This is a genomic window from Treponema putidum, from assembly GCF_000755145.1.
Lineage (GTDB): Bacteria > Spirochaetota > Spirochaetia > Treponematales > Treponemataceae > Treponema_B > Treponema_B putidum.
The window spans coordinates 2,578,862-2,600,804 of record NZ_CP009228.1; the positions used below are offsets into that span (position 1 = coordinate 2,578,862).

Below are 21,943 nucleotides of genomic sequence, written 5' to 3' on the forward strand. Positions count from 1 at the left end.
ACACACAAATCAAGTTTCATCAAATATATGATCGTATTTTTTATACCAAAAATAAGGCAATACATGGCACCCCATTACATATAAAAATAATAACCCCGTTAAAACCCATAATACTAATAAAATACTAACTACCATGTTAGTATAGTACCACCGTAAAACTGATACCTGAACATCTTCCATATTCTCTTTAGTAGTTAAATAATAATTACCATTTATAATATCTGCTGTATCAAAAATTAATTTTTCACTGGCATAGTACTCATCTGTTCTAGCAAGAATTACAAATACTATAGTCAATATTACAATGCATATTCCAATTTTTTTCATAATTTTACTCATTCAAAACCTCATAAAATCATTCTTATTTATTAATTCATATACTTTTTCCATAGACAAGTTATAATAAGCAATTACAATATCTCCATTATCAAGAAACTTAGTTTCTTTCAAATCAAAAAGTAAATATTTAATTGCAGTGTTATCATAATTACGATTTATATAAAATATCTTTTTTCCTTTGAATATATCCAACACATAAACATCCTCTTCTCCTACAAGTGTATAGCTTCCGGTAATATCTACTGCCATCACAAAATTAACCTGATTAGATATTATTCCGTCATTCACTGACACAAAAATAGAATAAACGCCCGGATTACCTGTATGAATTTTAATTTCGAAAATTTTATTCTTAAACCATCTAATAGCATCTTTTCTCAGTTTATAACGTAATTCAAGTGAAAAAATCATAAGCTCATTTTGAGTTTTCTTATTCCATATAAATCCTTTAGTTACACCGCCATGCTCGGTAAATTTAAAATATGAGCTTCCATCATCAGAATAATATTTTCTATCAGGAAGAAGTTCTTGAGATGATAGTTTTATCAAAAAAAGAAAGATCAATATAATAACAAAATATTTTTTCATAGTCAAACCCTTAATAATCTATTTATTTAGACAAAATTAACAAAATTATATAATAACGAAATAAATACAAAGTTTTACTTTCATAATTTACTATTTTAATAACCTAATTATTAATATTTCTTTTGAAATTTATACATTTCTGAACTCAACACCCATGTTACATTTTTTACAACAGGTATATTTGTTTCGATGAAAAGCTCTTTTAGATCTTTATATGGTCCATAACTTTTCCTTTCCTTAGAATCAACTAAATAATAATCTTTTTCTACAGTCTTTCCCTCCTTATAATCAGCTATATCATCAGGGAAAATATGACGCGCAATAATATATCTGTCATCATGCCATACAGCTGTAACATAAGACGGAACACCTATCAATTTATCGTCTAAATATGTTTTCAAGGTTAAACCATCTTCTGTAAAGCCTATATGTATATCATCGCCATTAATATGCCACACCTCATACCCATTAACCAATACAACTGTAATTGTACAATCTTTTTTGTCTATTTTAACAAACATCGTAATTCTATAATAATCTTAAAGCCTCCTCAGAAATAAAATATAAGTTAATCAACTGTCATTCATAATACTCAATATCGCGGAAAATAGTAAATGAACAATTCCCATCGTGATTATAATAAATATCAGCTTCAAGCCAATTTCCAAAACTATCGTACTTTTTATAAATGGTTTTTAGTACATACTTTCTATCATCATATTTACTTTCAATTAATTCACCATTTTTATATTTTGCATCAAAAAATTTTTTATTTACTTTATTATTTGAAGTTTGCACAGCCTCAAGTATTTGTCCATCCTCATTATACAAAAACTTCCATACACCATTCTCATCTTTTATTTCTTCAAGCCGATTATTTATTAAAAGAACTTTCTGATTATTATAAAAAAAATAATCTTCAGTTTTTCCTTCTTTTATTGTAGAAATTAAATCTTTTTTTCCGTCAGAGTGAACATAATAAGATTTACATTCTAATACATCGTTTGTTTTATTTATGGGAGTATACTCCTTTGAACCTTCCTGCGTTATAATGCAGTTTTCAGCCTTTTGATCATACTCAGCGCTGTAAGGAATTAAATCAATTTCAGGAATATACCTGCTATATGAAGCAGTACATCTATGATATGAGTCATACTCATATAGAGTTTCCATTTGCCCGCCTTCACCGTAAAGGATAGGTTCTATACTTGATACAAGGCATCCGTTTTCATTATACTTGCAGCCTGCAACAAGCAGCTTTTTTCCTGCATTATCTTTTGTATAAGACTGACCGCCCATCTCTCCTCCTTCAGCATAACTTTGAAGCAATTTATCCATTCCGTATTCGGTATATGCTTTCCATATAATCAAGGTTTTTATACTTTACCCCATGTTTAGTATAACTGTATGATGAAGGGAGAAAATTACTGTTACGCCCCTTAGGTATAAAAGAATTCCAATCAAGCAAAAAGCTTCTTTCATAAAATTTGTCTTTATCAAAACCGGCAGTCTGTTTTGAAATTTCTTTTTCAGTATTAGTTGTAATTACTTCAGTTTTTTTAGAAACTTTACCTGAAAGTTTTTCTTCATCGCTTTTTTTGCATGAAAAAAGCAAAGCAAAAACCATTAATAAAATATAATAGGTTTTTTCATAATCAATCCTCCAAACCAATTAGGTATTCATTCCATTCGGCTTGCTGCACCAATACCACTTTCAATCGCTGTCCGAGTGAGGAGATAGTTGGGCTGTACACTACAATAACTAGTTTTCATTTTCTTCCAATACTTTTGCATCCTTGACGGTTTGCTGAGTCGGAGTCTCATGCAATTTTAGCGGAGGCATAATAAACATATAGTCTGACATATTTGAATTTAATGCCATATACGCTTCTTCCCTTCCTTGCCTTGTCTCAAAATCATTAGGGTCTAATTTTATGCTTTCATCAAAATCATTTATCGCTTCTCGATATTTTCCCCAATTTAAATACGCTATCCCACGCATTTTATGGATCTTCTCATCCATCGGTTTTAATTTTAATGCCTGATTAAAATCCTGTATTGCTGCTTCATATTTTGCTAAGTAAGTTAATGCCATACCACGTCCCACATAGATATAAACGGACGGATATATTTTTTCGGCTTTTGTAAACGAATCAACCGATTCTTCATATTTTCCCATATTGTAATAAACCATCCCACAACCAATATATGCAGCAGTAAGACGACTTTCCAATATTAACGCCTGAGTAAAATCATTGAGTGCTTTATCATATTTCTCTAAAAGATTATAGGCATTACCTCGTTCAGCATACACTTCGGCAATGTCAGCTTTAAATTCTATAGATTTTGTAAAGTCATCAATTGCCTTTTCATAATCCCCCATAACACCATACGTACGACCTCTATTAAGATAATATGCGTCTTGCGATCCCTGCACGATCTTACCAAAATGTATTGCTGATGTATATTCTTTCAATGCTTGCTCGTATTGTCTCAGATTAAAATAAGCAAGTCCCAAAAAATTATAAGCGTCTGCATAATATGGGTTTATTTCTATTGCTTGTGAAAAAACGAATATTGCCTGCTCATAGTTACCGAGCTCATAATGGCAAAAACCGTACAGAACATATGCCATCATATCTTCAGACTTTCTGGGATTAGGCTCAGGGGTTAATTTTACTGCTTTTTCCAAATCTCCCAATGCCTTAGTATATGCTTTTATTCTTATATAGAGCATTCCTCTATACGTATAGGCCGGTGCATAAGAGGGATTTATTTTTATAGCGGTATTAAAACAATCCAAAGCCTTTAGACTATCTCCATTTTCGCGATATTTTTCCCCTAATTCAATCAATCGTTCCGGAGTTAGCGCCTCAAGTTGTGTAGAAAGTTTTTCCACCTTAATTTCGTTTTGTGCATGGCTATCAGTTGTTTTACAACTTATCAAGCACAATACACCCGTAAAAATTAAAAATAAAATCTGTTTTTTTAAAACTATAGGGTCAATCATTTTATCTTTCTCCTTGTTTTTATAATTGTAATGTATATAAAAAAGAAAATTGCATATTTGGCATCGGCTTAGACGGAATCGTAAAACTGGTTAAAATTCCAAATGAAAGAGAGTGCTTATCACCAATCGTCTTATTTAAATTTCCCGTGAGATTTATGACGAGATTAAAGCTGTCGCCAAAGCTTGGTTGAAATTGTGCAGCATACTTAAAGTTTTCACTGGAAGATAAGTTCATAGAAGCTGAAAAGTTCATCCCCATAATATCAATACCTGTTTTTTTTAAATCTATGATAGAATCTACTAGTCCTGAATCTAAAGCAATACCAGCACAAAATCCTTCCAGCGTAAGAGTTGCAACAAAAGTCGCAAAATCTTTTTTTGCAAGATCTGCCATATTAGTAAGTAATCCTTTTATATCGTTTGCCTTGTTAATTGCTGTTGCTTCAGTCATCAGATTATTTGGATCAGGTTTTTCAAATAAAGGAGCCAACTGTTTACCCAAATCTATAGATATTTTTATAGTTTCTTTAACAGTTTCTATATCCCTTCCATCCGGATCTACATATTTAATCGGATTATTCCCCGCATAGTGGTACACGTGCAGATTGACTGTATTAAACACCCCGCCCATGCCAGGCAGGTTTTCATTGTGCTTTTTCGCCTCATCGTCAATGGGCGCTTTAGGAATGTACTCACCCAACGCCGGATCTCCGCTCAGCCACCTCGAATATTTCGGATCTAAATACCGCGCTCCATAGTAATACAGTCCTGTTTCCTCATCTAATTCCTTTCCCGTAAACCTAAACGGTAACTTATCGATTCCGGGAGCAGTCTCCTCTATCCAGAGTTCCCCATACGGCGTATACTCAATATGCTCATACTGCTCACCCTTAGCGTTTGTTATAAACTGCGCACTCTGTAGATGGTCGGCGTGGTAGTAGTATCTTTTCTCTGTTTGTTCCGTTGTGTCTCCATTATTATCAGTGTGAGTCATAGCGGTTACTAAACGAGAGTTTCCGACAAAGATGTGTTTGCTTACTCTTAGTCCGTGTTCGTGTTCTTTTGAAAATATGCGGGCATCTCCTGCGTCGCACGGCAAAAAAGTGTCCTCGACGTATACCCTATACGCCTGCGGTACTTTTTTGCCTATCTCCTTGTATCTGCTCCACCTATTTTCAAAAGTCCTGTCAGTGGGGTTTTTTAGTAAATTTAAAAGTTTAGTCCCCGATGTTTTGCCGAATGGCAAAACTCGAAGCTCAAAGAGGCGTAAGCAGCTTTGAGCGGCGGACTGTCGATACTTGTTTATCTTTATAATATAAAAGTAAACAAGTATCGACACCGCGCTTTTCAGGGCTCCGCTATCGCTTCGGTATCTTTCCGCAGAAATTACTGCGGAAAGATGTACAGCAAAAGCAATTTTTATAAATTGCTTTTGCTCCCTTTCAATCGCTGTCCGGGTGAGGAGATAGTTGGGCTGTACACTACAATAACTAATCTTCATTTTTTTCTTCTTCAGTTTTTTCCCTTATAACTATATAACTAGAATTACTAAGGAACTCTCTTTTAAAAAATTTTTTATATTTTTGATCGATGTCAATTTCTTTCTTCAAATTAAATACGGTAAAGTATATATTTTTCTCATTCAAAATATCTTTTTTGGTATATAACAATTCTTTACCACTTTCATTAGGTACAATCTTATACACATTCATTTCAATAAATACAGTATCTAATGCTTTAATAATTTTATCCATATCTATAAATTCTTTACCATCTTCATCTCGTGAAATAGAAATACCAAAGCCCATACTAGGCAGAATATCCAAACTACCGGCTTTACTAGCTAAGCTGGTAAACTCTGAAGGTTTTAGGACTATCGGAGCCAATGCTACAGAAAGACCAAAAGTAGAACTAGTTTCTTCTTCCTTTTTTAAAAACATCATCCCATTGTATTGAACTTTAACATCATAGAATTTATCACTTGATACCTGATATATAGTTTTTACTTCCACTAAAATATGGTCATCAGTTGCATTAAGTATATAAAGCCTAGCACTAGCAAGACATGATGTTAAACTCATCGTTATTACGGCTATACATATTATGTATATTTTTCTCATACAGCACTCCTTATTTAGTATTTAGAATAAAATTATTAGAATAATGCTCCCTATGGTTCCCAAAATCAACCACATAAAGAAAAACCACCCTAAAAAAATATTTATCTTTCGTAGTTTTTCATTATTTTTATACTTTTCATTAAGATGTTTAAAACCACTTGATAAAAAATATAATAACAATCTAATTTGTACTATAACTCCTAAACCAAGCAATATTTTATCAAATAAAAACTCATTCATCTTCTTTTCCTATTTATCATCAGTTTTTCTTTATATTTTGAATACTCCTCACCAACACTTGCCTCGATAGGCATAAATATAGATTTTATATCTTCTTGTATACTATTTTTATTAACACCCGATACTCGTGTTAAACCATGCGCAAATAAACCAAAACCTAACAACAAAGAATCTTTTACCCATGGCATTTCTGCTGTTGGAGGAGCTTTAGATACAATATATATAGTTCCAGCAACTATTCCAATGCCAATAAACATTTCTACTATACCATATAAAATATTTTTATTTGTATTATTAGTACTTTTATTTTTATCAGGAGTATCATAACCAGAAGATAATATATTTCCGTCAATACTCTCAGTTGTTAGTATATTTTCTACAAGTTCATTATTTTGTTTATGCTTTCCATTAGAATCAGTTTTCTTCCCAACTACTTCACCTGGTTGTAGTGTACGAGGGTCTCTATCAAAACCAGATTTCTCTTTCCAATCATCTCCATATAAACCATATAATGTATCTCCTTTTTCTGCAATGTAGGTTCCGTCCCCATTATTAATCCACATTCCATTTGGATCTATATATTTAATCGGGTTATTTCCGCCATAATGGTATACATTAAAGTTTACCGTATTATATATACCGCCTTCACCTACAGAAGAACCAGCCATATAATCATTTAACGCCGGATCCCCACTCAACCATCTACTATACTTCGGATCCAAGTACCGCGCTCCATAATAATACAATCCTGTTTCCTCATCCAGCTCTTTCCCCGTAAACCTAAACGGTAACTTATCTATCCCCGGTGCAGTCTCTTCTATCCATAACTCTCCGTAAGGTGTATACTCTATATGTTCGTACTGTTCTCCTCTGGCATTTGTTATAAACTGTGCACTTTGCAGGTGGTCTGCGTGGTAGTAGTAACGTTTTTCAGTTTGTTCCGTTGTGTCTCCATTATTATCAGCGTGAGTCATAGCAGTTACTAACCGCGAGTTTCCGACAAAGATGTGTTTGCTTACTCTAAGCCCATGTTCGTGATTAGGTTCATGGGCAACTTGGTGTACCGAGTAGAAATTGTTAAAGTATAAAGTTTCGCTATTTGATTGCTGTGTAAACTTTAAGGCTCTCCGTCCGTCATCTCCGTAGCGGTATATTACTGTGTTTAACTTATCGTCTGATTTTATCAAGAGATTTCTTTCGTTCCATGTGTAGTCCCGTCGATAGCCTCCTGTAGGTGTAGTACTTGTTGTGCCTACTTCTAGGTTTGCAGGATCATCTTCAGGGGGTTCTAGGTCAAAGCCGTAATCTACTCCGTATACGTCATGTTCTGCAAAGTAGGAGTAGGTAAACGTAAACTCTTCCTTTTCTGTAAAGGGGCCGTCTTTTTCGGCCGTTATGTTGCCGTTTGCGTCGTAGCGATAGTATCGGGTTCCGGCTCTTATTAAGCGGTGGGCGTATTTACTGTCATATTCATAATCCAGTTCATAGTTTAATTTTGTGTCATCACTGCTTATTGAGCCGCCTTGAATGTTCGTAGTACTGCTCTTATTCGTCATATTCCCTATTATGTCGAAAGCAAATGTTTGTCTGTATTTATTTGTGTGTAAGGGATTTGAAGGATGCGGGTTATCGGGGTTAGGGTTTATTCCTCCGTATTGTTTGTGCGTTCCTTCGGCTTTTATAAGTTGATAGAGGGCATCGTAGCTGTAGCTTTGACTTGTTTCATATTTGCTTGAAGTATTTATATACCCTTCTACATTACCTACGGCATCAAAGTTATAGTTTATTTTTTGGAATACCAAATTCTTATCTTTGTTTTCTGTCTTTATGTCTTTTAACCAACGCCGTGCAGGGTCATAGTTGTATCTTGTTTCTACTCCGTTTCCGTATTTGATGTAGACTCTTTGCGCATGTTCGTCATTTTTTTGAAAATATGCGGGCAATTACTGCGTCGCACGGCAAAAAAGTGTCCTCGACGTATACCCGATACGCCTGCGGTACTTTTTTGCCTAACTCCTTGTACTTACCTCGCCTATTTTCAAAAGCCATTGTTTTTCCGCTTCCTACCATAAGCGGAAAAACCTCCGATAAGATGCTTTTATTTAATAATAACTTTCTTTTGGCGGACTGCTGACACTTGTGTATTATCATAATTATGTAAAAGTACATAAGTGTCAGCACCGCGCTTTCCGCTACAATCTTTTTGCTGCATTTGTCTTCACGGGCAAGGCTCTTCCCTCCGGTCAGAGCTTGCTTTTTGATTAAACAAACCGCAAAAAGGATTTTCGCTTCAATAGCTATCCGAAAGAGGAGATAGTTAAAATGTTTTAATAAATAGCTAATGTTCATTTTCTTCTATTTGTTTTAACAATTGCTGTGCTTCTTTACTTGCATTAAATACCGCTTTTTTTATCCAAAATAGCCCCCTTGTTTTACTATCTTTATCATCTTTTGCCAGAAGATATTTACCATATTCATATTGACACTTTTTATTGCCATTTTGTGCCCCTATCTGCAGCCAATACCAAGCACTTTCATCATTCTTATAGGTATAATATTGATATAAATAAAAAGGTGCATGTTTTCCACCATTCAAAGAAAACTCTTTAAACTCTTGCAATGTTTTATCGGAAATATGATAAGATAGTAAATCATCTCCTCTTTGCACATAGGTGACAGTTGTAGGATACATATCTTTAATTTTTTCTTCAGAAAATTTACATAATTCATAAAATTCAAGAAAGCCGAAAGAATTAAATTTCATAATAGCACAATAAATACTTAAATTGGACAATTCAATACTATCATTATAAACAGCAATATATATCTTCTTTTTTTCATTTCTAATTTGGAGAATTTTTATTTCTACTTTTATTTTAAATTCAACAGTTTTATCCCGTTCATAGTCAAAATGATAGTCTAAAAAGTCAGTCTTTAGTCTATCTATCATATGATATGTATTTTCAAATTCATTTATATCAACAATATCAATCTCTAAACAATAAATATTAATAAGATATAAAAATATTATGCTAAAACTAAATAATTGTTTTTTCACTTTATCACTTCCTTTTATCTCTAAGTTCCGATAAAATTATTTTAACTTGATTTTTAGCACTTATTTCTCTCGGACGATCTTTATAAGGTAATTTATTTTCCTCTCGAGCAATTTTATTCCATTTTTCTGAACCAACTTTTGTTATGTCAGATGCATGCACCACCTCTTCCGCTATAATATCTACTAAGGGTAAATCTTTATTATATACACGATCTAGATCTATATTAATATTAATAGCCATTACCATATCAGTAGTAGCTTGCATTTTTTTATTCACACGATTACCTTTATTATCAAGCGTTTCTATATCCGCTTCAAATATCACCGGAGAATCATTTGTAACAGTATTCCCAGCATATTTCCCTAAATCAGTAGTAATAGTTACTAAAATTTTTTGACCATTAGGTGCTTTTTCAGCCAGTAAATTGTCATAATGTTTTTTAAATGTAGGACTATCATTATATAATTTATCTATTATAGATTTAATTTCAGAATCGATTTCTGCCCACACACTTCTCCCATCCGGATCCACATACTTTACCGGATTATTCCCCGCATAATGATAAACGTGAAGATTTACGGTATTAAACACTCCGCCCATTCCGGGTAAGTTCTCGTTGTGCTTTTTGGCTTCGTCATTTACCGGCGCTTGCGGTATGTAATCATTTAACGCCGGGTCTCCCGATAACCACCTACTATATTTCGGATCCAAGTACCTCGCTCCATAGTAGTATAAACCAGTCTCTTCATCCAGTTCTTTTCCCGTAAACCTAAACGGCAGTTTATCAATTCCCGGTGCAGTCTCTTCAATCCAGAGTTCACCGTATGGTGTATACTCTATATGTTCATATTGTTCGCCTTTAGGATTTGTTATAAACTGTGCACTCTGTAAATGGTCTGCATGATAATAATATCTTTTTTCGGTTTGTTCCGTTGTGTCGCCGTTATTATCAGCGTGAGTCATAGCAGTTACTAACCGCGAGTTTCCAACAAAGATGTGTTTGCTTACTCTTAGTCCGTGCTCGTGGTTGGGCTCATGGGCAACTTGATGTACCGAGTAGAAATTGTTAAAGTATAAAGTTTCGCTATTTGATTGCTGTGTAAATTTTAAGGCTCTCTGTCCGTCATCTCCGTAGCGGTATATCACTGTGTTTAACTTATCGTCTGATTTTATCAAGAGATTTCTTTCGTTCCATGTGTAGTCCCGTCGATAGCCTCCTTGTATTCCGCCTCCTGTGGTTGTGCCTCCACTTTCTAGGTTTGCAGGGTCATCTTCAGGGGGTTCTAGGTCAAAGCCGTAATCTACTCCGTATACGTCATGTTCTGCAAAGTAGGAATAGGTAAATGTAAAATCTTCTTTGTCGCTGAACTTTCCGTCTTTTTCTGCAGTGATGTTGCCGTTGGCGTCGTAGCGGTAATAGCGGGTTCCGGCTCTTATTAAGCGGTGGGCGTATTTACTGTCATATTCATAATCCAGTTCATAGTTTAGTTTTGTGTCATCCGTAGTTCCTATTGAGCCTCCTGAGATGTTCGTAGTACTGCTCTTATTCGTCATATTCCCTATTATGTCGAAGGCAAAGGTTTGTCTGTATTTATTTGTGTGTAAGGGATTTGACGGGTGAGGGTTATCGGGGTTAGGGTTTATTCCTCCGTATTGTTTGTGCGTTCCTTCGGCTTTTATAAGTTGGTACAAATTGTCATAACTGTAGCTTTGGCTTGTTTCATACTTACTAGCCGTGTTTATGTATCCTTCTACATTGCCTACTGCATCAAAGTTATAGTTTATTTTTTGGAATACCAAATTCTTATCTTTGTTTTCTGTCTTGATGTCTTTTAGCCAACGCCGTGCAGGGTCATAGTTGTATCTTGTTTCTACTCCGTTTCCGTATTTGATGTAAACTCTTTGACCGTGTTCATCGTATAAGATATTGTCTACATACCTATAGGTTTCTATTCCTTTTTTACCTATAACTCCTTTTAATTGTCCGCCCTTGTCGTAACTGTAGCTTAACACTTCTCCGTCGGGGTAGCTTATGCTTTGCATTCGGCCTAAGTAATCGGCTTCATAGTTAAACACGGCAGTTACGGGCTTTTGAAATTCTCTTCCCCTCTTTATTGTCCGTGTTTCTACCTTTACTTCGTTTAGTAGGCCGTAGCTGTACATTGTCTCTCCTGTCTCATCTTTTTTGCGGATTACCTCTCCCGCTCCTTTTTCTCCCGGTACTCCGTACTCATATTCTACATCTTCACTAAAAGGATAGTCTATTTTTATGATTCTGTCCAGTCCGTCGTATTCATATTTTATTGACGCTAATTTTGATCTTAATACGGAGTCGTTTTCATACTCCAAGCGGCCCTTATCGTCATAGTTCCATTCTTTTCTTCCCATATCAAGGCTTTCTAAACTTATGCGCCTTCCGAGCATGTCATAGTTTACTGCCAAAAGGTTGTCCTTTGCGTCGTAGGCTTTTAACATTTCTCCTAATACCGAATATTCGTATCGGGCTTTGGTTAGTAAGGTATTGTTTTTATCACGTCTTTCTACTTCTTTTATGTTTCCTCTTATATCTTTTTTACTGATGTTTATGTTTTCCAATGGGTCGGTTGTTTTTGTTATTTGAAGCGAAGCGTCTATCGAGTATTCATTTCTTTGTGTGTGTCCGTCAGGCAAAACCGTTAATATGTTTCGGTCTATGTCGTCATACTCGTATTTTGTTCCGTTTCTTATCGTTGTAAAATTATTTAGTTCGTAAAAAGATTCAAGGGCTTCATAAGAGTTTTTATTTACCAGTTCTTGTTCTAAGTTCCCTCCGTAAAAGAAGGGCATTCCTTCTTCCGTCTTTCGTCCTGCCTTGTCGTAGTTGATTACACTTGAGATGTTCCAGCCCGTTTGGGTTGTGTTCTCTGTTCCGTCAATGTACACTTCTCCTTCTTTGGCCGTGTAGCTTATGCGTCCTAAGCCGTCATGGATTACCTCTTTTGAAAATATGCGGGCATCTCCTGCGTCGCTACGTAAAAATAAATGCTCAACGTATACCCGATACGCCTCCGCTTTATTTTTACTAGGCTCCTTGTATCTGCTCCACCTATTTTCAAAAGCCATTGTTTTTCCGCTTCCTACCGTAAGCGGAAAAACCTCTGATAAGCTGTTTTTATTTAATAATAACTTTCTTTTGGCGGACTGCTGACACTTGTGTACTATCATAATTATGTAAAAGTACACAAGTGTCAGCATCGCGCTTTTCAGGGCTCCGCTATCGCTTCGGTATCTTTCCGCAGAAATTACTGCGGAAAGATGTACAGCAAAAGCAATTTGTATAAATTGCTTTTGCTCCCTTTCAATCGCTGTCCGAGAGGTGAGATAGTTGGGTTGTATGTAAAAGTAAGGTTTTGTTTTCATTTTATCATTTATCTCAACTCAATAATTTTTATAAAAATATTATCAAATTGTATATTCGATTTTATACAACAATTTAATAAAATATTTTACGTGTCTCTTCCCTTATAAAATTACCATTGATATCATATAAGTCAGAAGTATATGTATCAACAACTTCTAACATATAATTTATTTTCATAAAATAATGTCTTTTTCCTTCATGCATTATTGGAATCCATACCATAAAGTTTGGATCATCAGGTTTGCTTTTATCACTTATAAGACGCAAAGTAACATTATCAACTTCATAGTAATGACAGGATATTACTCCACGTTTTAAAGGCTCTTGATATACAAGATAATATACAGTTTCAATAATATCAGAAAAATCAGGATTATAATTAACTTCTGACCATCCATGCGATTTCATGTATTTCTTTAAACTTTCATATTTTTTTCTTTGGGGAAATGTAGAACATGAAACCATCATAAATCCTAACACAACAATTAATAGCAAACTAAATTTCTTTCTCACTTCTTTATCTCCCATATTATTTATACCTGTAACTGTAATAAAACTCAAAATCACATCTCAACAAATTTAATTTAATCTTAAATTTTCCGGTACATAAAACTCATCACACAGCCTAATAAACTGACTATATTCCAATGGGCCGAAAACTTTTTTCTCTTTTTTTTAATAATCCAATAATACTCCGAATCCAAGCCTTTAGAATATTTATAGTCTTCATTATAAGTATAATTGAACTCCTTATACCGTCTAGGTTTTTGTTTTGCAACTATAAAATTATCATCATACTGATATGAAAGTATTTTAGGCGGAATATCAGTTAAATCTATATTATCATTCATAACAGCCGCTAAATCTTCATAATAACAAAAGTCATCTCCAAGTTCGTACAAACCATCATCAAACACTGTAAAAAATAAAAGAAATATAAAAGATAGAAGAAGTCCATAAATCAATATTTTTATACTCCTATATAATTTGCTTTGTCTTGTAATATACACAATAATTAATATAGGAATCATAAGTACAATAACAAAAAAATAATAAGACATCGAAATACGCATCTTAGTTTTTCCTTTTTAACTGAGCACTACCATAAATATTGATAGTATAAGGAACCCCTTTCCCTGCATAGACACTTCCTGCAATAGTAGCAATATTTCTAAACCAATTTAGAGGATTTTTCCATGATTTCATGTCAAAATCATATTTATCAGCAAAAGCCCTACAAGTATCATTAGGATAACGAATAAAAGTTAAAGAGCCATAAACTTTACCATCTTTGCTTCCTAGTGTAAACAAATTAAATACATATCTTTTTCCAATATATTTATCGCCCAAAGAATAAAGCATAGATAAATCTATTTGATTTATATCAACAAATAACTCTTGTCCATTTCCATTTTTATACCACTCATTGGCTTCTTCAAGTGTTAATTTTCCATCCCAGTCCGGTCTGTCCTTCAAACCAGCAAAGCTATCATTAAATTTGTTTAAGGCTCTTTCTCCGTTCAAACCTTCAATTCCTAAATTTTTATTCTTTGCATCCTCTAGGCTCATTTTTGCATCATAATCTTCTTTATTCATAATAAAGGCTTCCCCTTGTAATCCTGAATTTTCTGTTACACCAATCAAATTTCCTTCAATATCATATACGGGATTTCTGCCTGTAGGATCTATATATTTTATAGGATTATTATTTGCATAATTAAATAAACTAAAAGACATTAAATTAAATATTCCTCCGGCAGGTAATTTAGAGTTATCTTCACCTGCAATAGGTATATACTCACCCAACGCCGGGTCTCCCGATAACCACCTACTATACTTCGGGTCTAAATACCGTGCTCCATAGTAGTATAAGCCTGTTTCTTCGTCAAGCTCCTTTCCTGTAAACCTAAAGGGCAGTTTATCCAATCCAGCTGCTACTTCCTCTATCCAGAGTTCTCCGTACGGTGTGTATTCAATGTGCTCGTATTGCCTACCTTTCCAGTCTGTTACGAACTGTGCGCTGCCTAAGTGGTCGCTATGATAGTAGTACCGCTTGACTTTTTGCTCTTCGTTGTCGCCGTAGTTGTCGGTATGCGTCATTTCTTTTGAAAATATGCGGGCAATTACTGCGTCGCACGGCAAAAAAGTGTCCTCGACGTATACCCGATACGCCTGCGGTACTTTTTTGCCTATCTCCTGGTCCTTACCTCGCCTATTTTCAAAAGCACTTGTTTTTCCGCTTCCTACCGTAAGCGGAAAAACCTCCGATAAGTTGTTTTTATTTAATAATAAATTTCTTTTGGCGGACTGCCGGTATTTGTGTATCATTAATACTATGCAAAGGTACACAAATACCGACACCGCGCTTTTCAGGGCTCCGCTGTCGCTTCGGTATCTTTCCGCAGAAATTACTGCGGAAAGATGTACAGCGAAAGCAATTTTTATAAATTGCTTTCGCTCCCTTACAATCGCTGTCCGAAAGAAGAGATAGTTGGGCTGTGGGTAAAAACAAGAGAACACTTTCATTTCCAACCTTTATTTAATGAATTATAAATATATTTCATAGATTTATCCACCTCTGCATTACATATATTTTTATTATCATAATTTTGAATAATAGAACTTTTTACTTTAGCACTAATTTTCCGAGAAATGCATTCTTAATTTTTTTCTCTTAATAAAGAAATTATATAATATAGCATATTCTTTTTTAATTTTACCATCATCAGAATCTGCTCCACTTTTAATACTATATAATACTGAATATGGAGTATTAGAAAAAACTAAATAATATTTATTTATATATCTAACTTCAAATAATTTAATAAATTTATCATCATACATATTTTTTGCAGCCAATGGTGGTCTTCCAATTCTATTTATACCAGTAAAAACAATCATATCATCAACAACAAATGAAAATAATAAGTCATTAAACCCCTTCATATTAGCTTTCAAATCTTCGAGGTTAACATTACAATTGACTTCTATGCAATGCTTATCATAAAAATATGATAATATTTTTGTTTCCTCTATTATATAAATTATATTCATTTTCTCTTTTAAACATGTAACAATATCATTCTTATCTAATTTTTCAATATCAGAATCATTAATAGATATATCCCAAAAAATAATTCCAGAAAACATTGCATTAACTTCCATAATTATTAAAATAAAAAAACAAATTAAAAAAAATTTTTCATTTTTACTCAACTTTTCCTGTTTTATAATAATGTTCTATCTGATTTGCTGCATAATCATTAATCGACTCAGTTTTTTCACTAGCATTATACCAAGCCTCAATAATAGGATTTGGTAATATATTATCTTTAAAAATTTACTTAACATACCTACATATTCTTCAGAAATTTTATCAAAATATCTAATACATCTAGTCATTTATGATTCCACTTACAATATATTTATTAAAAACAATCAACTAATTTTATTTTAAATATATACTTTACAATTGTAAAGATAAATATACCGCCAACTAAAAAAAGATCTTCATTCACTCCTTCTCGGTGTTTTTCATATTTTTTCTTAATAATACATAGTACTATCATCATTACACCAAATACAAAGCAAGAAAATAAAAATAAGAAAATATTCAGTTCTATGTCATATACGGCAGGCCAATACCATAAAATCATAATTATACTTAGAATTATATTTGTCCTTATTATTTCATTCCAAGATTCATTATGCAAAAGCGCCGATTTTGCAATCGATCCTAAATTCACCATAACAAAAATAAACATAAATAATATAAAATTACCCATAAAATCTTCCATATAATTTTATACACCTCCAAAATAATAAAATATGAACCGATCAAGTATTTGGCTCTTCTTTAAGCAAAATACGCATAACTTTTAATTCTTCACGCAATTGCTTAAACACACCGCAAAAAGGATTTCCGCTTTAATCGCTGTCCGATGGAGAAAATTATCTAAATGCTGGCAATTATTTCTTATTCTCATCTAAAAAATACTTTTTTTTCCTTCTATAATACCGTCATAACCTCTAATCGGAATCTTGTTCAACAATTAAATCATTATACCCTAATGCTGTATATTTTTCATACAGCATTTGCGGTGTACTCTGCAAAGTATTAAACCTACCTTTTTTTATACTATTGATATGCTTCTCCGCTAAAATAATCCGTTTATCAATCGTTTTATATTTTTTTAAATATGCATCTATTTTCCGCTGTGTTATTGTACAAAATGTATTTAAATCATCTTGGTTTAATAAATCATCGTTTATATAAAAATAATCAAATAATATCCATTCAATTATATTATAACCTTGATCTGCTTCTGTCACAGGGTACATATCAAATTGATTAAGATATGTAAATAATATCGGTATATTGGTTTCTAAATCTTCTGTAAGAATATTTGCGTAATCATACAAAAACAACCGCGGAAAATCACCATTGTCATATCTATATTCTTCTAATATTTTTTGAATCTTGGTGTGAGCAGATAATTTACGAAAAGCTTCTTGTTCATCAAGATGTAAATGCCGATATATGCCATTCGAATAATCATATATCCACCTTGTATCACTCATTGTAAAAGATAAATGCAATTCATTAAGCTTATTATTGAAATCGACTTCAACATTAAACAACCATAACTTTTTGTTTTTGTATTATATATAAACCACCTTGCTGCTTTCTCATCACAAAAGCCATATATATATCCTCTTTTTACAATCCAGTCCAAGACCCCCTTTACAATACAACCTCTATCTTGTCCATATAAGTCACAACGATCTAATAAAATATTTTGATGCACCTCATATCCATGGGCAATTTTAGCTGTTAAAAAAAATATTTCAACCAAATGAATTGCCGTCATAGCAAAAGTAATTACGAGGAGACAAATCACAATCTGTTTTTTTGTCATCCTAGTAATCTCCATTAATTTTTACAGTCCAAGTTTCAGTTATTTCATACGGTTTTCCATCGGGATTAAATTCTCCTGTTGTAACATTAAATGTATCGTATGGATCAGTAAATGTATCATGGAATGAATAAGTAATTGTCCCTTCAATATGCGTTGTTCCATTCTCATTTTTTGTAACAGTACCATCGAATTGACCGCTAACCGTTGCTCCTCCTATAGCAAATACAACTGATCCAAAATCATAAGTTCTTTCAAATTTTTCATCGGCTCCCCCACTCTTTAACTGATTAATAAATCTTGATTGAACACTACCCTTATTTTTTGTAAGTGCTGGATTCGATGCAACAGCTTTTTGAATCTTACTTGATAAACCAACTTGAGATAACGTAACATTTCTACCTCTTCCTGATTTATATAAATCATATAGGTCTGTTGATGAGAATTCTTTGGTATTGCCATTTGCTATTTGCTGATATAATTTGTCACCTTTATTTGAACTTGCAACATGATGCACGCCAATCATTAATAATAAAGCATTTACACCCCAAACAACAACAGCAGTAACTACTACAACAGATTCCCCATCCGGATCAGTATACTTAATCGGATTATTCCCCGCATAATGATAAACGTGAAGATTGACAGTATTAAACACCCCGCCCATTCCGGGTAAATTTTCATTATGTTTCTTAGCATCATCGTCAATAGGAGCTTTAGGTATATACTCATTTAACGCCGGATCGCCTGACAACCACCTCGAATACTTCGGATCAAGATACCTCGCTCCGTAGTAGTATAAACCCGTCTCTTCATCTAATTCTTTCCCTGTAAACCTGAACGGCAGTTTGTCTATTCCCGGTGCAGTCTCTTCAATCCAGAGCTCTCCGTAGGGTGTGTATTCAATGTGCTCGTACTGTCTGCCTTTCCAGTCGGTTACAAATTGTGCGCTGCCTAAGTGGTCGCTATGATAGTAGTACCGCTTGACTTTTTGCTCTTCATTGTCGCCACTGTTATCGGTATGCGTCATCGCGGTTACAAGCCGTGAGTTTCCTACAAATATATGCTTATGCACTCTTAAGCCTTGCGGGTTGTTCTGATCTTGCGTGGGTATGTGTATCGTAAAGAAGTTATTGAAGTATAAGGTTTCGCTTCGGCCTTCGTCGTTGTATTTAAGGGCCCGCTGTCCGTCGTCTCCATAACGGTAGTGTACGGTAAAGTTCCGGTCGCTTGATTTTGTTAAGAGGTTCCGTTCATTCCATGTGTAGTTGCGCCTATAAGCAAAGAGGTCTTGCGGGTTTGCTTGTTCGGTTTCTTTTGGGGCGTCAAGGCCGAAGCCGTAGTCGGCGCCGTAGACGTCTTCATTTTCAAAATAGGAGTATGTAAAGGTAAAATCTTCTTCATCTGTAAATGGTCCGTCTTTTTCTGCCGTTATGTTACCGTTCGCGTCATAGCGATAGTATCTAGTTCCGGCTCTTATTAAACGATGAGCATAAGCCGGGTCGTACTCGTAGTCGAGATTATAGTCAAGTTCAGCCTTGGGATAGGAGTTTCCTTGGGAGCCGGGTATGTTGGTGGTGCTTAGCTTATTGGTCATGTTGCCTATAGCGTCAAAGCTGAAGGTTTGTTTATATTTTGCAACACTTACCGGTGTCATACCGAAGCTCTTTTTACCCTTGTATTGGTTGCTTGTTCCTTCTACGCTTATCAGTTGGTACAAGCTATCATAAGAATATATTTGTTGTGTTTCGTAGGTAGTTGCGTCGTTATTATAACCGAGGACATTTCCAACTGCATCAAAATTATATTTTATTTTTTGGAAGACGTCTTGAGTTTGGTTATTCTTTGTTTCTATTGTATCAAGCCATCTTCGTTTTTCATCATATTTGTACCGTGTTTCTACGCCGTTTCCATACTTTATATATACTCTTTGTGCGTGTTCGTCATATAGGATTTTGTCTACATAAGAGTATTTTATGCTACCCTTGTTTGTAGTTTTTTCTCCGCTTACGCCCTTTAATTGCCCGCCTTTATCGTAGGTGTAGGTTATGGTTTCTCCGTCGGGGTATTTCATACTTTGCATTCGCCCAAGGTAATCCGAGCGGTATTCAAAAGAGGCTGTTTCAGAGCTGCTTACTGCTTCGTAGCGGTTTATGGTTCTTGTTTCTTTTATTACCTCGTTTAATTCACCGTACTTGTAATGCGTTTCTCCCGTCTCATCTTTTTTGTAGACTACTTGCCCTGCTCCTTTTTGTCCCGGCGCTCCGTATTTATATTCTATGTCTTGGCTAAAAGGATAATCTATTTTTATTATTCTGTCTAGTCCGTCGTATTCGTACCGTATTTCGGCAGCTTTGTTTTTTAATACCGAATCCGTTTCTGCGTAAAGCCTGCCCTTATCGTCGTATATCCATTCTTTTTTGCCGGTGTCCTTGCTTTCAAGCGCCGTTCTTCTTCCAAGTAGGTCATACGTTACCGATAAAAGGTTATCGTTTGCGTCGTATGCTCGCAGCATTTCTCCTAACACCGAATATTCGTATCTGGCTTTGGTTAATAAACTATTATTTTTATCTAAGCGTTCTACTTCCCGTATGTTTCCCCGTGCATCTTTTTTGCTGATACTTATGTTTTCTAGCGGGTCGGTTGCCTTTGTTATTTTAAGCGAAGCGTCTATCGAGTATTCCGTTTTTTGTGTATTTCCATCTGGAAGCTTGGTTAGGATGTTCCTGTCAATATCGTCATACTCGTATTTTGTTCCGTTCCGTATGGTTGTAAAATTGTTAAGCTCATAAAACTGTTCTATCGCCTGATACGATAAGACGTTTTTTAAATCGCTTTCTAAGTTCCCTCCGTAAAAGAAGGGCATTCCTTCTTCGCTCTTTCGTCCTGCCTTGTCGTAGTTGATTACACTTGAGATGTTCCAGCCCGTTTGGGTTTGGTCACTGGTTCCGTCAATGTACACCTCCCCTTCTTTTGCCGTGTAGCTTATTCTTCCCAGTCCATCGTGAATTACCTCTTTTGAAAATATGCGGGCAATTACTGCGTCGCACGGCAAAAAAGTGTCCTCGACGTATACCCGATACGCCTGCGGTACTTTTTTGCCTAACTCCTTGTACTTACCTCGCCTATTTTCAAAAGTCATTGTTTTTCCGCTTCCTACCGTAAGCGGAAAAACCTCTGATAAGCTGTTTTTATTTAATAATAACTTTCTTTTGGCGAACTGCTCAATTTTGTTTTTTAGCATTATGAAGAAAACAAAATTGAACACCGCGCTTTCCGCTCCAATCTTTTTGCTGCATGGGCTTTTTTTAGGCGGTGTTTTTACGCTTACGCTCCAAAAACCGCATTTGCTTAAACAAACCGCAAAAAGGATTTCTGCTTCAATCGCTGCCCGAAAGAGATAGTTGGGTTGTGAATAAATGTAAGGGTCTGTTTTCATAATTTATATTAGTCCTTAAAAAATACTACTATAAAAACACTCATACGTCACCTATATTTTTTATGTTTACCTATCATATTCATTATAATAATACTAAAAGCGAAGGAAAAGATAATCAAAACTATAATAAAAATTAAAATAACTTCATTAAAATCGGGCTTTATAATAGTCAAATCTAATTTCTTGCCTATTCTAGCATATAAACAAATTTTAAAAACTATTATGGAAATATAATAAATTCCAATAGTAAAAACCGGAAATAATATTTTTATTATAGTTTTCTTCCAAAAATAAAAATATATCGCAAAAAAAAGCCCATAAAAAACTACTATATATTTTATTTCGTTATAATGTTGTTGTGATATATAAAAAACATTAGAAAAAAAATAAAAAAATAAAATAAAAAACTATAAAATATAAAGATAATAGAAACTTATTTTTCATCATATATTCCTCTATTATTTATTTTTTTATTTGCTTCCTTATTATCTTTTATCTCAATCACAATTTCCTTATTAGTCTTCATATCATACTCTCTCTTTATTACTTTTCCTGGATTTTTTTTAGCATAATCCTGTAAATCTTTTAATAATTTTTTTGGAGCACTTCGATAATTTATGCCTTTAAATAATCCAGAATCCTTTAATAGCAAAGAAGCCTTGCTTGCACATGATAAAAAAGATCTTCCTTCAATATTTAAAATCATAGTTTTAATTTTTTTTCGTCAGCTTCAGTAAGATCAAATTCGAATGTAATCAATTTTTCGTCAGAGTCCCAATAGTTTAAATAGGCTTGAACTGTAATAGTATACTGCTCACCAGAAATTATGTCA

15 protein-coding genes and 4 pseudogenes are annotated in these 21,943 nt (G+C 34.2%); all 19 read right to left on the reverse strand.

Translation table 11 applies throughout. The features are described 5' to 3' along the window. Nucleotides 1–9: 9 nt before the first annotated feature. On the reverse strand, nt 10–327 hold the full coding sequence (locus JO40_RS11850) for a hypothetical protein (protein WP_044979835.1): 318 nt from the start codon (nt 325–327) through the stop codon (nt 10–12). Between the two features lie 12 nt (nt 328–339). Continuing rightward, entirely contained in the window at nt 340–927 is a 588-nt protein-coding gene (locus JO40_RS11855; RefSeq protein ID WP_044979509.1) for a hypothetical protein, read from the reverse strand. A gap of 110 nt (nt 928–1,037) precedes the next feature. Continuing rightward, nucleotides 1,038–1,448, reverse strand: coding sequence for a DUF3997 domain-containing protein (locus JO40_RS14880; RefSeq protein WP_245608888.1), 411 nt, complete (start codon nt 1,446–1,448; stop codon nt 1,038–1,040). A 58-nt stretch (nt 1,449–1,506) separates the two neighbouring features. Next, nucleotides 1,507–2,554 (reverse strand): annotated as a pseudogene (locus JO40_RS11865) (hypothetical protein). A gap of 135 nt (nt 2,555–2,689) precedes the next feature. Then, nucleotides 2,690–3,937: a tetratricopeptide repeat protein gene (locus JO40_RS11870; protein WP_044979510.1), complete on the reverse strand. Its 1,248-nt coding sequence runs from the start codon at nt 3,935–3,937 to the stop codon at nt 2,690–2,692. Between the two features lie 517 nt (nt 3,938–4,454). Further along, nucleotides 4,455–5,438 (reverse strand): annotated as a pseudogene (locus JO40_RS15270) (RHS repeat domain-containing protein); the annotation flags it as partial. After that, nucleotides 5,428–6,057 (reverse strand): hypothetical protein, encoded by a 630-nt coding sequence (locus tag JO40_RS14090; RefSeq protein WP_173402617.1) that lies wholly within the window; start codon nt 6,055–6,057, stop codon nt 5,428–5,430. The pseudogene JO40_RS15270 and the gene JO40_RS14090, both read right to left, overlap by 11 nt. Before the next feature lie 755 nt (nt 6,058–6,812). Beyond that, nucleotides 6,813–8,646, reverse strand: a pseudogene (locus JO40_RS13735) (RHS repeat domain-containing protein); the annotation flags it as partial. After that, on the reverse strand, nt 8,636–9,355 hold the full coding sequence (locus JO40_RS11895) for an SEL1-like repeat protein (RefSeq protein ID WP_044979511.1): 720 nt from the start codon (nt 9,353–9,355) through the stop codon (nt 8,636–8,638). The pseudogene JO40_RS13735 and the gene JO40_RS11895, both read right to left, overlap by 11 nt. 4 nt (nt 9,356–9,359) lie before the next feature. Continuing rightward, nucleotides 9,360–12,755 carry an RHS repeat domain-containing protein gene (locus tag JO40_RS11900; RefSeq protein WP_245608891.1) on the reverse strand — a complete coding sequence of 1,132 codons (3,396 nt, stop codon included), beginning with the start codon at nt 12,753–12,755 and terminating at the stop codon, nt 9,360–9,362. A 73-nt stretch (nt 12,756–12,828) separates the two neighbouring features. Then, nucleotides 12,829–13,284, reverse strand: a complete 456-nt coding sequence (locus JO40_RS11905; RefSeq protein WP_044979843.1) for a hypothetical protein — start codon at nt 13,282–13,284, stop codon at nt 12,829–12,831. A gap of 62 nt (nt 13,285–13,346) precedes the next feature. Next, nucleotides 13,347–13,721 (reverse strand): hypothetical protein, encoded by a 375-nt coding sequence (locus tag JO40_RS11910; protein ID WP_144242289.1) that lies wholly within the window; start codon nt 13,719–13,721, stop codon nt 13,347–13,349. A gap of 676 nt (nt 13,722–14,397) precedes the next feature. Beyond that, nucleotides 14,398–14,856: pseudogene (locus JO40_RS15435) on the reverse strand (RHS repeat domain-containing protein); the annotation flags it as partial. A 537-nt stretch (nt 14,857–15,393) separates the two neighbouring features. Further along, nucleotides 15,394–15,972: a hypothetical protein gene (locus tag JO40_RS11920; protein WP_245608892.1), complete on the reverse strand. Its 579-nt coding sequence runs from the start codon at nt 15,970–15,972 to the stop codon at nt 15,394–15,396. A 212-nt stretch (nt 15,973–16,184) separates the two neighbouring features. Continuing rightward, nucleotides 16,185–16,553, reverse strand: a complete 369-nt coding sequence (locus JO40_RS11925) for a hypothetical protein (RefSeq protein ID WP_245608893.1) — start codon at nt 16,551–16,553, stop codon at nt 16,185–16,187. 232 nt (nt 16,554–16,785) lie between these two features. Beyond that, nucleotides 16,786–17,337, reverse strand: a complete 552-nt coding sequence (locus JO40_RS11930; RefSeq protein ID WP_044979513.1) for a hypothetical protein — start codon at nt 17,335–17,337, stop codon at nt 16,786–16,788. Then, nucleotides 17,334–17,675, reverse strand: coding sequence for a hypothetical protein (locus tag JO40_RS11935; RefSeq protein WP_044979514.1), 342 nt, complete (start codon nt 17,673–17,675; stop codon nt 17,334–17,336). Before JO40_RS11935 ends, JO40_RS11930 begins: the two co-directional genes overlap by 4 nt. 1 nt (nt 17,676) lies before the next feature. Beyond that, nucleotides 17,677–21,111 carry an RHS repeat domain-containing protein gene (locus JO40_RS11940; RefSeq protein WP_084224548.1) on the reverse strand — a complete coding sequence of 1,145 codons (3,435 nt, stop codon included), beginning with the start codon at nt 21,109–21,111 and terminating at the stop codon, nt 17,677–17,679. Nucleotides 21,112–21,544: 433 nt separating this feature from the next. After that, entirely contained in the window at nt 21,545–21,817 is a 273-nt protein-coding gene (locus JO40_RS11945) for a hypothetical protein (protein WP_044979515.1), read from the reverse strand. Nucleotides 21,818–21,943: the final 126 nt, after the last annotated feature.

Excerpts from the sequence above, each read along its gene's own strand:
- JO40_RS11850 (WP_044979835.1), bottom strand. The coding sequence starts at position 327 with ATGAAAAAAATTGGAATATGCATTGTAATATTGACTATAGTATTTGTA.
- JO40_RS11855 (WP_044979509.1), bottom strand. The coding sequence starts at position 927 with ATGAAAAAATATTTTGTTATTATATTGATCTTTCTTTTTTTGATAAAA.
- JO40_RS14880 (WP_245608888.1), bottom strand. The coding sequence starts at position 1,448 with ATGTTTGTTAAAATAGACAAAAAAGATTGTACAATTACAGTTGTATTG.
- JO40_RS11870 (WP_044979510.1), bottom strand. The coding sequence starts at position 3,937 with ATGATTGACCCTATAGTTTTAAAAAAACAGATTTTATTTTTAATTTTT.
- JO40_RS14090 (WP_173402617.1), bottom strand. The coding sequence starts at position 6,057 with ATGAGAAAAATATACATAATATGTATAGCCGTAATAACGATGAGTTTA.
- JO40_RS11900 (WP_245608891.1), bottom strand. The coding sequence starts at position 12,755 with ATGAAAACAAAACCTTACTTTTACATACAACCCAACTATCTCACCTCT.
- JO40_RS11905 (WP_044979843.1), bottom strand. The coding sequence starts at position 13,284 with ATGGGAGATAAAGAAGTGAGAAAGAAATTTAGTTTGCTATTAATTGTT.
- JO40_RS11925 (WP_245608893.1), bottom strand. The coding sequence starts at position 16,553 with ATGGAAGATTTTATGGGTAATTTTATATTATTTATGTTTATTTTTGTT.
- JO40_RS11930 (WP_044979513.1), bottom strand. The coding sequence starts at position 17,337 with ATGAGTGATACAAGGTGGATATATGATTATTCGAATGGCATATATCGG.
- JO40_RS11935 (WP_044979514.1), bottom strand. The coding sequence starts at position 17,675 with ATGACAAAAAAACAGATTGTGATTTGTCTCCTCGTAATTACTTTTGCT.
- JO40_RS11940 (WP_084224548.1), bottom strand. The coding sequence starts at position 21,111 with ATGAAAACAGACCCTTACATTTATTCACAACCCAACTATCTCTTTCGG.
- JO40_RS11945 (WP_044979515.1), bottom strand. The coding sequence starts at position 21,817 with ATGATTTTAAATATTGAAGGAAGATCTTTTTTATCATGTGCAAGCAAG.